This is a genomic window from Pseudoruegeria aquimaris (genome assembly GCF_900172235.1).
In the GTDB taxonomy this organism is placed as follows: Bacteria; Pseudomonadota; Alphaproteobacteria; order Rhodobacterales; family Rhodobacteraceae; genus Pseudoruegeria; species Pseudoruegeria aquimaris.
This window is the reverse complement of record NZ_FWFQ01000045.1, coordinates 1-13,215: the sequence shown is the minus strand read 5'-3', so window position 1 is coordinate 13,215 and position 13,215 is coordinate 1. Positions and strand designations below refer to the sequence as shown.

General features: G+C 65.3%; 9 protein-coding genes and 1 pseudogene. 7 read left to right on the top strand and 3 right to left on the bottom strand.

Annotation, left to right across the window (positions count from 1 at the left end; genetic code table 11):
* On the top strand, positions 1-1,355 hold a 1,355-nt coding region (locus tag PSA7680_RS19115), incomplete at its 5' end, for a calcium-binding protein (RefSeq protein WP_275936550.1).
* 45 nt (positions 1,356-1,400) lie between these two features.
* Here PSA7680_RS19115 and PSA7680_RS17980 read toward each other — a convergent pair.
* Together PSA7680_RS17980 and PSA7680_RS17975 are read right to left on the bottom strand one after the other, a co-directional pair.
* Positions 1,401-2,378: a ParB/RepB/Spo0J family partition protein gene (locus PSA7680_RS17980; RefSeq protein WP_085870045.1), complete on the bottom strand. Its 978-nt coding sequence runs from the start codon at positions 2,376-2,378 to the stop codon at positions 1,401-1,403.
* 126 nt (positions 2,379-2,504) lie between these two features.
* The gene (locus tag PSA7680_RS17975; RefSeq protein WP_085870044.1) at positions 2,505-3,908 is read right to left on the bottom strand and encodes an AAA family ATPase; all 1,404 of its coding nucleotides are present in this window, start codon (positions 3,906-3,908) and stop codon (positions 2,505-2,507) included.
* Positions 3,909-4,286: 378 nt separating this feature from the next.
* Here PSA7680_RS17975 and PSA7680_RS17970 point away from each other — a divergent pair, with 378 nt between their 5' ends.
* Together PSA7680_RS17970 and glf are read left to right on the top strand one after the other, a co-directional pair.
* Entirely contained in the window at positions 4,287-5,303 is a 1,017-nt protein-coding gene (locus PSA7680_RS17970) for a replication initiator protein A (protein WP_085870043.1), read from the top strand.
* Between the two features lie 75 nt (positions 5,304-5,378).
* Positions 5,379-6,491, top strand: a pseudogene (gene glf, locus PSA7680_RS17965) (UDP-galactopyranose mutase); the annotation flags it as partial.
* Here glf and PSA7680_RS17960 read toward each other — a convergent pair.
* Positions 6,470-7,582 carry a calcium-binding protein gene (locus PSA7680_RS17960; RefSeq protein ID WP_245824750.1) on the bottom strand — a complete coding sequence of 371 codons (1,113 nt, stop codon included), beginning with the start codon at positions 7,580-7,582 and terminating at the stop codon, positions 6,470-6,472. The pseudogene glf and the gene PSA7680_RS17960 sit on opposite strands and share 22 nt — an antisense overlap.
* A gap of 770 nt (positions 7,583-8,352) precedes the next feature.
* On the opposite strand from PSA7680_RS17960, the gene PSA7680_RS17955 reads away from it, so the two are divergent.
* The 4 genes from PSA7680_RS17955 to PSA7680_RS19110 form a co-directional block, all read left to right on the top strand.
* On the top strand, positions 8,353-9,699 hold the full coding sequence (locus tag PSA7680_RS17955; RefSeq protein WP_085870041.1) for a UDP-glucose dehydrogenase family protein: 1,347 nt from the start codon (positions 8,353-8,355) through the stop codon (positions 9,697-9,699).
* On the top strand, positions 9,696-10,835 hold the full coding sequence (locus tag PSA7680_RS17950; protein ID WP_085870040.1) for a DegT/DnrJ/EryC1/StrS family aminotransferase: 1,140 nt from the start codon (positions 9,696-9,698) through the stop codon (positions 10,833-10,835). Before PSA7680_RS17955 ends, PSA7680_RS17950 begins: the two co-directional genes overlap by 4 nt.
* On the top strand, positions 10,832-11,854 hold the full coding sequence (rfbB, locus tag PSA7680_RS17945) for a dTDP-glucose 4,6-dehydratase (protein ID WP_085870039.1): 1,023 nt from the start codon (positions 10,832-10,834) through the stop codon (positions 11,852-11,854). The genes PSA7680_RS17950 and rfbB overlap by 4 nt, the downstream gene beginning before the upstream one ends.
* Positions 11,855-11,959: 105 nt before the next feature.
* Positions 11,960-13,215, top strand: a 1,256-nt coding sequence (locus tag PSA7680_RS19110; protein WP_370738578.1) for a calcium-binding protein, incomplete at its 3' end; no start/stop codon positions are given.

Genomic DNA, 13,215 nt, shown 5'->3' with positions numbered 1-13,215 from the left:
GGGGAAGTGGGGCCGACATGCTCTCCGGCGGCCCCGGGAACGACAGCCTGGCAGGCGCCGCCGGAAACGACATCCTGCTTGATGGTGCCGGCACGGACACGCTTTCAGGCGGCATCGGGGCCGATCTTTTCGTTCTTTCCGCGGATGGAGCCACCGACCGGATCACCGATTTCAACATCGCCGAGGACAGGCTCGATCTTTCCGCTTTCGCCATGCTCTACGCGGCCGCCCAGCTGTCGATCACCGCGACGGCAAGCGGAGCACGTATCCTGTTTCGCGGTGAAACCCTCGAGATCCAGAGTCACGACGGCCAGCCCATCGACACGGCGCTCTTCATCACCGACAGGATCCTTTCGGTGCCACGCTCGCCCAACGGGCTGATCTGGGAAGGGCAGGTTATCACCGGAGACGAGACCCCCAACACCCTGCCCGGCAGCCAGGTGGCCGATCTGATCATCGGCGCGGAAGGCAACGATACCATCCTGGCCGCGGGCGGGAATGATCTGGTGCTCGGACAGGCCGGCAACGACAACATCTCGGGTGGCGGCGGCGCCGATACGCTGAAAGGGAACCGCGGGCGCGACATCCTCGACGGCGGCGAGGGGAACGATCGCCTGGAGGGGCTCGAAGATGCCGACACCCTGCGCGGCGGGCCCGGCAATGACGTACTGATCGCGGGCGGCGGCAATGATCTCGCCCGGGGCAACCGGGGCGCAGATACGCTTTTCGGCGGCGACGGTAATGACACGCTGAACGGTCAGGAGGACTCCGACGCCGTGTATGGTGGAGCCGGGAACGACACCGTTTCAGGCGGGATAGGAGATGACACCCTCGCAGGTGGCGCCGGGACGGACCGACTGTTCGGCGAGGATGGTGCCGATACACTTTTTGGCAATGACGGCGCGGACTGGCTGGATGGTGGCCCGGGAAACGACAGGCTGGAAAGCCACGGCGCCGATGACACTCTTTCCGGCGGCGACGGCAATGACCTGCTGCGGGGCGGCCTCGGGAATGACACGCTGTTCGGAGGCAGCGGCAGCGATACGCTCTTCGGTGGCGAAGGGGCCGACAGGCTTTCAGGTGGCCGCGGTGCGGATTGGCTCATCGGAAGTGCTGGCGCGGATCACTTCGTCTTCGGCCTGGGCGACGGCACCGATGTGATCCGGGATTTTCGGAACGATCTCGACACCCTGCACCTGGAGGCCTCGCTCTGGGGCGGCGGTCCGCTGCAACTGTCCGATATCGCACATGTTCAGGCGGGCAATCTGGTGCTGGATTTCGGGATGGGCAACGTTCTCACTCTGGAAGGCATTACCGACGCCAGCGTTCTGAGCGACGACATTCTCACCTTTTAGCGGACGTTCCAGCCCGGATTTTCGCATGCGAAAACCCTGGCAACGTCAGCCGAATTCGTCCCTGATCCAGCGGGAAAGCTTCTTCTCGAAGGCCGCGTCCACACGCTTGCCTTCGAGCGCGATCCCCTTGCCCTTCCGCGAAAGCCGCACCCCCGGCACGAGCTCCTGCGGTTTCTCGGCGGCCGGTTTCGCCCCCCGCGGCACCGCCTGCGTGGCCGCCTTCGTCAGCAGGGCCATCTCCGCATCGCCATCGGCAGGCGCCTCCCGCTGCAGCCGCTCCGAAAGCCGGGCTGCGAAAGCCGGGTCCTCGGCCATGCGCTTGGCCAGTTCCAGCCCCAGGCGTTCGGAGATCCGCGTGGGAAAGCGCAGCGCGCTATCGAGCCCCTCCACGAGAGGAATGAAGGATTTGATCTTGCTCCGCTTGGCCGGGGAGGCCGTGGGGAACAAGCCCAGAAGCGCCTCTCTTTGGCTGGGATAGACCCTTTCCTGAACACTGCGCATCACGATCCGCGCGCGTTCGTAGAAGGAAAGCCCCACCCGGATCTCGTTTTCCTCGATCATCGCGAGGTAGGCCTCCGGCGCATCCGCCGGGGCTTTCACCAGGGCCAGCACCGAGCCGAAGCGTTCCGCGTCTTCTTCCGCGAGCCGGGACAGTGCCTCCAGCCGGCGCCAGCCTGAAATCAGCCCGTAGGCCCCCTGCCCGCCTTCGATCTCGCTCACTTCGATCGGCACCTGCTGGCCGCGCGCCCGGATGCTGGCGATGAGCGCCTGCATCTCCTCATCGTCGCTGGGAATGCGGTCGCGCACCAGGTGATCGCGCCGGATCGCCGCCAGCGGCAGCTTCAGGATCAGCCGCCCCTCTTCCCGGGCCGCGCGCAACTCCCCGGCGACCTCGTCCAGCGCCCCCGCCAGCGCGGCCTCGCCGGAGACCCGCGCAATCGGCGGGCCGGCGACGGGCCTCGATGATACCGCCTCCCCCTCTTCCAGGAACACCGCCGGCGTCAGCCGTTTGCGTTTGGCCATTTCACGCCCCTCCCCGATCTTCTGATACCGAATTTCCCCGCCGGATAGGGCGCGTGCTCACAACGCGGCCAACCGCCCCGATAGAGCCTGAAACGGGGAAAGCAGAGTCTTTTCGCATGCGAAAACTCACAGCAATGCCCCCTGCCCGGCTTCTTCCCGCGCGGCCAGTTCATCCCGCCGCCAGACCCCGAGCAAAAGCCGCTTGAAGGCAGCATAGGTCTCATCGAAGGTCATCCGGCCGCGCACGTAGGTCTCGCGGTTGAAATCCCGGTAGTCGGCTTCGTAGATCCCGTTCACCTGCTCCCCGGCCTGCCCGATCAGCGCGGTGAAATCCTGTTTGTGCGGGCTCAGGGTGCGGCCCATGTAGGCCTGCATCAGCGCCGCCAGCTCGGCCTGCTGGGCGCCGTCGAAGCGGGTGATCACCGCGCGCACCGCGTCCCATTCGAAAGCGATCCCCTCGCGCCCCAGCGCCCGCGCCGCGATGTTCTCGCCCTCCTCGATGGAGGCGAAGGTGGAATGCAGCATGTCGAAGAAGCGCCCGGTGGAATCGAACTCCAGGAAAGAGGCCCCCATCGGCACCAGCAGGATGTCGGCCGCCGCCAGCCCGTTGATCGTCAGGTAGCCGAGGGCAGGGGGGGTATCGATGAAGATCACGTCGTAGTCGTCGAGCACCCCATCGGCCTCAAGCGTCTCGGTGAGCGCATCCCAGAGCTTCCAGCTGCGCCCCTGCATCCGCCAGACGGGGATCTGGAACTCCGCCCAGTAGAGATTGAGCTGCGCGCCGATCAGATCGATGTTGGGCCAGTGGGTTTTCTGGATCAGGTCCGCCGCCTTCACCGCAAGCGCCTCGGAGAGCGTGTCGTCCAGCGGCACGGGATCTTCGCCCCGGCCGATCCGCGCCCGGTTCTCCGCCTGCAGGTGGCTGGCGTAATGGCGGGCCAGCAAAGGGAAGACCGTCTGCCATTCATCGCTTACCTTGCCGCCGAAGATCGAGGTCATGGAGCCTTGGCTGTCCAGATCCAGCACCAGCACCCGGTAGCCATCCAGCGCCGCGCTCATCGCCAGATGCGCCGCGGTGGACGTCTTGCCGACGCCGCCCTTGAAGTTGGCCACGGCCACGAGCTTCGCCGGGAGATCCTTGGGCCGGTAGGGCGCGTATTCCTTCGCCTTGGAGCCCTCGGTGGCGAAATGGGCGCGCAGGCGCAGCACTTCGTCCAGGGTGAACCACTTGGCTCCGCCCGCCGTCTCGCTGCGGCCCTGGGGCAGGTTTGGGTTCTGCTTGAGCACCCGGCGGAAGTGGGCCGTGGCCACGGGGATCAGGTACTTCGTGATCTCCCAGGTGGAGAAGAGGCGCAGCTCCTTGCGGCCTTCATCGTTCAGGCCCCGGCTGGCGAGATCCTCCCGCCCGCGGGCGCAGGCGGCGGCGATGGCGGCGAAGCCATCGGTGGTGGTTGGCCTGTCCAGGTCCGCCAATGCGCGATCTGGATCGATGTTGAAATAGGGGGGCTGCCCGGCCGCCTCTGATGCCATGAAAAACGCCTCATGTTAGCTGTTTTCCAACCTATACCAAAAAAATGCGCACATGGAACGGAAATACGCACAAAACACGATTTTCTAAGCATTTTCAGGGTGATTGCCCGGGCATCTAGAGGGGCGCGAGATTTTTTTATCAAGTTATTTATGAGTTATCTTATAGTTAAGGGGCTTCGGCTTTCTCGAAAAAGCTTGATTTCTCAATGGCCTGATGCGCTTTCCGGGGAGCCATGTGAATCTGATCCCACGATGAAGCGACTCTGATCCCACGTTGCGGCGATTCCGAAGCCACGTTGGCGAGGCTGGACCGGGCCTGTGGATAACCCTAGGCTGGGTGTCACTGAAACCACGAAGAAGAATCGGGCAGTGCAGGCGATGACAGGGGCAGGGACGACAGGCGGGGGGCTATTGCCCGATCGCCATCCGACGGCGGATTTCTTCGTCTGCGATATTTTCGATGCCATCCCCAAGGACGACATGGGCAGCATGGAGCACCCGATGTTCTCGCTCTCCACGCGGCCGGACCGGCGCATCCTCTCCTACGAGCACAATGGCGTCCAGATCGAGGTGACGCCCTCGGTGAAGGGGCTTGCCACGATCCACGACAAGGACATCCTGATCTTCTGCGTCAGCCAGCTGATGGCGGCGCTCAACGCCGGGCGCCCGGTGAGCCGGACGCTGCACCTGAAGGCCCACGACCTGCTGGTGGCCACCAACCGGGAAACCTCCGGCGACGGCTACAAGCGGCTGCGCGAAGCCTTCGAGCGCCTGGCCGGCACCCGCATCACCACCAATTTCGAAACCGGCGGACAGGAGATCACCACGGGCTTCGGCCTGATCGAAAGCTGGGAGATCGTGCGCCGCAGCCGGGGCGGGCGCATGGTCAGCGTGGCGGTGACGCTTTCGGAATGGCTCTTCAACGCGGTGCTCAGCAAATCGGTTCTGACCTTGAGCCGGGATTATTTTCGCATGCGAAAACCGCTGGAGCGGCGCGTCTACGAACTGGCGCGCAAGCACTGCGGCCGGCAGGAAAGCTGGCGCGTCTCGCTGGAGGTGCTGCAGAAGAAATCGGGCTCCGCCAGCCCGCGGCGGGTGTTTAGAAAGATGGTGCGCGACATGATCGCCGCCGATCACCTGCCCGATTACCACATCAGCGAAGAACCGGGCGATCTGATCCGTTTCACCCTGCGCGACGGCGTGGTGGAGACGGTGCCGCCCCCCGTGCTCAAGCCCGAAACGCTCGAGGCCGCGCGCCGGCTCGCGCCGGGGGTCGACGTCTACGCGCTGGAGGCCGAATGGCGCGGCATCTGGGCCGCCACCGGCCAGCAACGCCTGCGCTCCGCCGATGCGGCTTTCCTGGGGTGGGTCAGGAAGGGTAGGGGTGGGGCTTGAGATTCGGCGCCGAAACCGTTGTGTTGGGGCGGTGATCATTGTTCAACGAGTGCATTCCCAAAGAGGCGTTACGTAATGAGCCAATCCATTCTTCTTGTCGGCGCGGGGCTTTCGGGCGCGGTGATCGGGCGTGAGCTGGCGCAGGCCGGCCACGAGGTGACGATCATCGACGGGCGCGATCACGTGGGTGGGAACTGCCACACCGAACGCGACGCCGAAACGGGGGTCATGGTGCATGTGTACGGCCCGCACATCTTCCACACCGACGACGAGGAAGTCTGGGAGTACGTGAACGCCCACACCTGTTTCATGCCCTACAAGAACCGGGTGAAGGCCACGACGGGTGGAGCGGTCTATTCGCTGCCGGTCAACCTGCACACGATCAACCAGTTCTTCGGCCGCACCATGCGCCCGGACGAAGCCCGCGCCTTCATCGAGGCGCAGGCCGATACCTCGATCACCGATCCCCAGACCTTCGAGGAACAGGCGCTGCGTTTCGTCGGCAACGCGCTCTACGAGGCTTTCTTCAAGGGCTACACCCAGAAGCAATGGGGCTGCTCGCCCACCGAGCTGCCTGCCTCCATTCTCAAGCGCCTGCCAGTGCGCTTCAACTACGACGACAACTATTTCTTCCACCGTTTCCAGGGCATGCCGGAGAACGGCTACACCGAAATGGTGGAGAGCATCCTCGATCATCCACGCATCACCGTGCACCTGGAAACCTGGTTCACGCCAGGCATGGCGGCCGATTTCGATCATATCTTCTACTCGGGCCCGCTCGATGGCTACTTCGACTACGAGCTGGGCCGGCTGGGCTACCGCACGCTGGATTTCGAGCGCTTCACCTACGAAGGCGACTACCAGGGTTGTGCGGTGATGAATTATGGCGAGGTGGAGGTGCCCTACACCCGCATCACCGAGCACAAGCATTTCAGCCCTTGGGAAAGCCATGAGGGCTCCGTCTGCTACCGCGAGTTCAGCCGTGCCTGCGGGCCGGAGGATATCCCCTACTACCCGATCCGCATGGTCGAGGAGAAGGCACTTCTGGGGGATTACGTGGCAAAGGCGCAGGCCACCGAGGGGGTGACCTTCGTGGGGCGCCTCGGCACCTACCGCTACCTCGACATGGACGTGACCATCCGCGAGGCCCTGGACACCGCCCGGGCTTACCTCACCCATGCGGAGGCGGGCACCTGCTGCGCGGCCGCCTTGAACTGCGCGAGGTTGGAGACTTCCGCGCCCGCCTTCAGGCGCAACACGTCGTGCACCGCAGATTGGGCTGCGGTCACGAAACCCGAGACCGTATCGCTGCCAAAACTGCCGGTGAAGACAAAGATGTCGGCCCCCGCCCCGCCGGTCTGCCAATCGTCACCGGCCCCGCCGGCGATCAGATCGGCCCCGTTGCCACCGTAGAGGCTGTCATCGCCGAGCCCGCCCTTGAGCGTGTCGTTGCCGGATCCGCCGAAAAGCACGTCGGCCCCGGCATGTGCTTCGAGCCGGTCGTTGCCGTTCTGGCCAAGCATCCTGTCGTTGCCGTCGAGCCCGAACAGCACGTCGGCGCCGTCGCCACCCTCCAGCGTGTCAGCGCCATCCCCCCCGGTCAGCGTATCATTGCCCCCGGCACCGTAGAGCCTGTCCGCCCCACGGCCGCCGTAGGCGATGTCATTGTCCTCCTGGCCGTAGAGCCGGTCGTTGCCGTCGCCGCCGAACAGGCGGTCGGCACCCCGGTTGCCGCTGAGGGTATCGGCGCCGCCACCGCCGAAGAGCCGGTCGGCCCCCTGCCCGCCCAGAAGCACGTCGTTGTCTTCCAGCCCTTCGAGGCGGTCGTTGCCGCCGCCGCCCTCCAGCCTGTCGGCGCCCCGGTTGCCCTTCAGCAGGTCGGCCCCGTTGCCGCCACGCAGCAGATCGTTTCCGCCTTCGCCGAGCAGGGTATCATTGCCGTTGTTCCCGGCGATGGTGTCCGCCCCGCCGCGCCCGCGCAGATCATTGGCCAGCCCGTTGCCGGTGATGGTATCCGCACCCGAGCCGCCGATGGCATTCTCGATCTGCACCCCGTAGGCGATCACGACGTCATCATGGCTTCCGAAGCGCGAGAACATGCCTTCCCGCAGATCCAGCGTGACCGCACCGCTGCGGGCAGAGGCATCCAGCACATCGGTCCCGCCTGTATCCCAGATCGGATCCACCGTATTGGTGCGTGGGCCCGTATAGACACTGTTTCCGGCATTATAGGCCACCGCGCCCCAGCGATCCTGGAGCGCGAGAATGTCGAACAGCATCATCGCGTCGGCATCGGCATTGATGTCCGGGTTCTCGTCGTAGGACATCACCGTGTATTTGTTGGTGTCGAAGGCCGCCGGCAGGGTCGTGCCCCCTTCGAACGGGTGCTTCAGGGCCAGCGCATGGCCGATCTCGTGCAGGATCAGCCCCTGCCACTGCGCCTGGGAGAGATCGAGCGAATTGTCGTAGACGGCGAAATTGTCGTAATCGGCCAGGGTGCCATTGCCGAAATAGGAATAGCGATAGCCACCGTATCCCACGGTATTGCCCGGAATAGAGACTTTTCCGAGATTCATGTCGGGGTCGGCCTGCCCCGTGACTTCGACGAAATCCACGTTCAGGAAGGTTTCCACATGGGCCATCATCGCACGGACCGCCGCTTTTTCGGCAGCGCTGAAGGCCGTCCATCCGCTGTAGGCATTCCAGAGATCGCCGGGCTGGCTGTTGCCGGCAAACTGGTAGGTGATGGTGTAGCGCGCCGCGCCGGTGGTGTTGATCGGCCCGTTCAACCCGGAGAGATCGAATTGCATGGCATCGAGAATTTCCTGCTGGCTCGGCATGGGGGCTCTCCCTGAGGTCTATCTGCCCGCCAGCATAGCTCCCCAGCCCTGTTTCACGCCATACCCACAGCGCGCCCCTGCCGCTTTCTTCTCCGTGGATCGCCACCATGGCCCGGAAATGTCAGCGGAAAACCCCGTCCACATGCATCAAGACGTTGACGCCCTTCACGCCAGACGGCACTCAGGGAGGCAAACACCGGAGGCAGAACATGCGCATCGCGATGATTGGAACGGGCTACGTCGGACTTGTCTCCGGCGTATGTTTCTCGGATTTCGGCCACGAGGTCGTCTGCGTCGACAACAACCCCGAGAAGATCGCCATGCTGGAGCGGGGCGAGGTGCCGATCTACGAGCCAGGGCTCGAGGCGCTGATGGCCAAGAACGTGGCCGCCGGCCGGCTTTCCTTCACCGGGGATCTGGCGGCGGCGGTAAAGGGGGCGCAGGCCGTCTTCATCGCGGTGGGCACGCCGACGCGCCGGGGCGATGGCCATGCCGATCTGACCTATGTCTTCGCCGCCGCCGAAGAGATCGCCCGGGCGATCGAGGGCTACACGGTGGTTGTGACGAAATCCACCGTGCCCGTGGGCACCAACCGCCAGGTGCGCCAGGTGATCCGCAAGGCCGCGCCCGACGCCGATTTCGACGTGGCCTCCAACCCGGAATTCCTGCGCGAAGGCGCGGCGATCGACGATTTCATGCGCCCCGACCGCGTGGTGGTGGGGGTGCAGAGCGCGCGCGCCGGCGAGGTGATGAACGAGATCTACCGCCCGCTCTACCTGCGCGAATTCCCGATCCTCACCACGGATCTGGAAAGCGCGGAGATGATCAAATACGCCGCCAACGCCTTCCTCGCCACCAAGATCACCTTCATCAACGAGATCGCCGCCCTCTGCGAGCGCGTGGGCGCGGATGTGAAGAAGGTTGCCGCCGGGATGGGGCTCGACGGGCGCATCGGCAACAAGTTCCTGCATGCCGGCCCCGGCTTCGGCGGTTCCTGCTTCCCCAAGGATACCCGCGCGCTGGCCCGGATCGGGCAGGATCACGCCCTTCCCATGCAGATCACCGAAACCGTCATCACCGTGAACGAAGAGGTGAAGCGGCGCATGATCGACAAGGTGATGGATCTCTGCGACGGCTCGGTGAACGGCAAGACGATCGCCGTGCTTGGGGTGACCTTCAAACCCGATACCGACGACATGCGCGACGCCCCTTCCCTTACGCTGATCCCCGCCCTCGTGGGGGCCGGCGCCAAGGTGCGCGTCACCGATCCGCAGGGCCGCCACGAAGGCGAGGCGCTGCTGCCGGGGGTGCACTGGATGGAAGACGCCTACAAGGCGGTGCAGAACGCCGATGCGGTGGTTCTGCTCACGGAGTGGAACGAGTTCCGCGCATTGGACCTGAAGCGCATGGCCAAGCGCATGGCCAAGCCCCGCATGGCTGACCTGCGCAACATCTACGCCCCCAAGGATGCCAAGCGCGCCGGGTTCGAGGCCTACGTGGGCGTGGGGCGGGCAGGTTTCGCGCCGGATTCCGCAGAATCCCAGAAAGAAAAATGAGCTTCATCGCCTTCCACCGGCCTCACCTCGAGGCGGAGGACCGGGCCGCGGCTGCAGCGGTTCTGGAAGGCGGCTTTCTCACCATGGGTGCAGAGGTCTTCGCCTTCGAGGAAGCCCTGGCGGACATGCATGGGCGCGCTCATGCGGTGATGGTCAATTCCTGCACCAATGGCCACATGCTCGTCTTTCAGTACCTGCGCCGGGTGGCGGGCCTTGCCGAAGGCACCCCCATCCACATCCCGGCGACGACCTTCGCCGGCCCCGCCTTCCAGGCGCATCATGCCGGGTTGCACGTCGTACTGGCGGATACCGCCCCGCAGACCGGCGCCTCGGATGCAGCACTGCTGCTGGAAAGTGCCGAAGCAGGCTCTGTCCTGGCCCCGATGCCCTATGCCGGGGTTCCCCTGCCGGGCATGAGCGACCTGCTGGAAGCCGCCGCGAAGGCCGCGCAGATCGTCGTCGAGGATTGCGCCCATGCGATCGGTGCCCGCTACGCGGACGGGCCCGCCGAAGGGCGACTCGTGGGCAGCCTGCCCACCTTCGCCTCGATCTTCAGCTTCTACCCGACGAAAATCCTGAATGCCGCGGAAGGCGGCGTCATCCTGACCGACGATGCCGCCCTCGCCGACTGGTGCCGTGCCGCGCGGTTGCATGGGGTGGACCGCCCCGTGGCCGGGCGCTACCAGAACGGCAGCAGCGACTGGGAATACGCGCTGCCGATCATGGGCCACAAGTGCAACCCCGGCAACATCCAGGCCGCGATCGGGCGCAGCCAACTGCGGCGGCTGCCCCGAACCCTCGAACGGCTGCGCACCATCGCGGAGCGCTACATCGTGGCCTGCGACATGGCGGGGCTACATCCGATCGACGGGCAGGCGCAGGGCAACCAGCACCTGTTCGTGCTCCGGGATGTCGACCGCGCGCGCTTCCTGTCCCACATGCAGGCGCATGGGGTGCAATGCTCGGTACACTACCCCCCGCTCTGGCGCATGAAGGCCTGGGAGAGGCGCAGCTGGGAGCTGCCCGGCGCCGAGCTGTTCTCGAAGGGCTGTGTCTCGCTGCCGATCTACGCAGGACTGACGGACGACGAGATCGAGCGGGTCTGTACCGCCCTGCGCGGATACCCGGCGGCATGAAAATCCTCGTGACCGGGGGGGCAGGCTTCATCGGCAGCGCCGTCATCCGGCTTGCCATTGCGCGTGGCCACGCCGTGGTCAATCTCGACGCCCTGACCTACGCGGGTTGCCTTCACAACGTGGCCAGCGTGGCCTCCGGCCCGGGCTACAGCTTCGAACGGGCCGACATCCGGGATCGCGCCGCGCTGGAGCGGATATTTTCCCGGCACAGGCCGGATGCGGTGATCCACCTTGCCGCCGAAAGCCACGTCGACCGCTCCATCGACGGCCCCTCCGACTTCATCCAGACCAACATCACCGGCACGTTCAACATGCTGGAAGCCGCACGCCGCTACCGGGAGGAAGGACAAAGCCCCGAGGACTTCCGCTTTCTCCACGTCTCGACCGATGAAGTCTATGGCTCCCTGGGGAAGGACGGCCTGTTTTCGGAACGGAGCCCATACGCACCCAACAGTCCCTATTCCGCCTCGAAAGCAGCGGCGGATCACCTGGTGCGGGCCTGGCACAAGACCTATGACCTGCCGGTCCTCACCACGAACGGCTCCAATACCTATGGCCCTTTCCAGGCACCGGAAAAGCTTGTTCCCGTGGTGATCCTGAAGGCACTTTCCGGGGCTCCCATCCCTGTCTACGGCAGCGGAGAGAACGTGCGCGACTGGATGTTCGTGGATGATCACGCCGCGGCTTTGCTGACCGTGCTCGAAAGAGGCGCGCCGGGACGCCGTTACAACATCGGCAGCGAGACGGAGGTGGCCAACCTGACTTTGGTGAAGATGATCTGTTCCATTCTCGACCGGAAGCGCCCGGCCTGCGCCCCCCATGCCGACCTGATCACCTTCGTCACCGATCGCCCCGGTCACGACCTGCGCTACGCCATCGATCCCGGCCGCCTGCGTGATGAACTAGGCTGGCGACCTTCCGTGCCTCTCGCGGCCGGGCTCGAAGAGACCGTGCAATGGTACATCGACCATGCGGCGACCTGGCCCCCGGCCCGCCGCCGGGTGGAAGGTTCACTTTGAAGAAAATCCGTCCCTAAAGCCCCGTTCCCGCCCCAATCGCGGCCCGGCGCGCGCCCGCGGCCCCAGTGAAATGGGCCCATAGGCATCAGAATCGGGCTAGCTGGCATGGGGTTCATCCACACAGATACGTTCGGTACGGGGCAGGCCTACGCCACGTCCATCAACGATCTTCTGTTGATGGACGTAGATGGCGAGAAACGTCTCTATTCCGCGTCGAGAGACGGTGTTCTTGTCTTCGACATCAGCACCTTTCCCACACCGGTTCTGCTGGATCAGGCCAGCCGCCCGGCGATGGAGAACGGCCTTCCGCCCCCCATGAGCCTGACGGACATCACCATCGGCGACGCGCGCTATCTCCTGCCGAGCACGATCCCCGGCGGCCTGATGCGCGTCTATGCCCTTTCGGATGACGGGCAGGTCGATCGTCAGGTCGCCCTGCGGTTCCCCGCGCCCGTATCCGGCACCCTCTCCGGCTTCACGTCCGTGGACGTGGGGGGCCAGACCTATCTCTTCGCCGGCCTGCGCGAAGGCAGCGGCCTGCAACGATGGCGCCTCGGCGAGAGCCTGCAGATCGAAACCGCCTACCACGTGCCGGATACGGCCGCCCGCTTTGCCGACCGGATCAGTGCCACGGCGGTGGCCGAGCTTGGCGCCACGCGCTACCTGTTCACGGCCTCCGCCAGCGAAAGCGGCCTCAGCGCCTACAGGGTACGGGACGACGGGGCGCTGCTGGACACCGCCCATATCGGCGCCCGGGACGGGCTGGGCATCTCCGGCCCCACCGCTCTGGCTACGGCAACGGTGCAGGGTGGCACCTATGTGCTCATGGGCTGCTCCGCATCAAGCACGATCTCGGTCTTCCGTCTGCTGCCCGGCGGCCAGCTGCTGTTGACGGACCACCTTGCCGACACGCTCGCAACACGGTTCGGGAGGCTGCAGGCACTGGAAACGGCAACCGTCGCGGGGCGCACATATGTCGTGGCCGGGGGCGGCGACGACGGGGTGAGCCTCTTCCTGCTGACACAGGACGGCCGCCTCCTGCTGCGCGATACCTTCGTTGACGGAGCGGTCACGAGCCTTCGGAACATTTCCGCCATGGCACTCATGCCCGAAGGCAACAACCTGCGCATCTATGCCTCCTCCGGAAGCGAGCCGGGCATCACGGCCCTCACATATTCCCCCGGCCCCGCCGGCCTCACGCGGGAAGGCTGGCTCGGCGCCGATACCCTCGCCGGGGGAAGTGGGGCCGACATGCTCTCCGGCGGCCCCGGGAACGACAGCCTGGCAGGCGCCGCCGGAAACGACATCCTGCTTGATGGTGCCGGCACGGACACGCTTTCAGGCGGCATCGGGGCCGATCT

Coding starts and splice junctions, on each gene's coding strand:
- PSA7680_RS17980 (WP_085870045.1), bottom strand. CDS start 2,378: ATGGCCAAACGCAAACGGCTGACGCCGGCGGTGTTCCTGGAAGAGGGG.
- PSA7680_RS17975 (WP_085870044.1), bottom strand. CDS start 3,908: ATGGCATCAGAGGCGGCCGGGCAGCCCCCCTATTTCAACATCGATCCA.
- PSA7680_RS17970 (WP_085870043.1), top strand. CDS start 4,287: ATGACAGGGGCAGGGACGACAGGCGGGGGGCTATTGCCCGATCGCCAT.
- PSA7680_RS17960 (WP_245824750.1), bottom strand. CDS start 7,582: ATGCTGTTCGACATTCTCGCGCTCCAGGATCGCTGGGGCGCGGTGGCC.
- PSA7680_RS17955 (WP_085870041.1), top strand. CDS start 8,353: ATGCGCATCGCGATGATTGGAACGGGCTACGTCGGACTTGTCTCCGGC.
- PSA7680_RS17950 (WP_085870040.1), top strand. CDS start 9,696: ATGAGCTTCATCGCCTTCCACCGGCCTCACCTCGAGGCGGAGGACCGG.
- rfbB (WP_085870039.1), top strand. CDS start 10,832: ATGAAAATCCTCGTGACCGGGGGGGCAGGCTTCATCGGCAGCGCCGTC.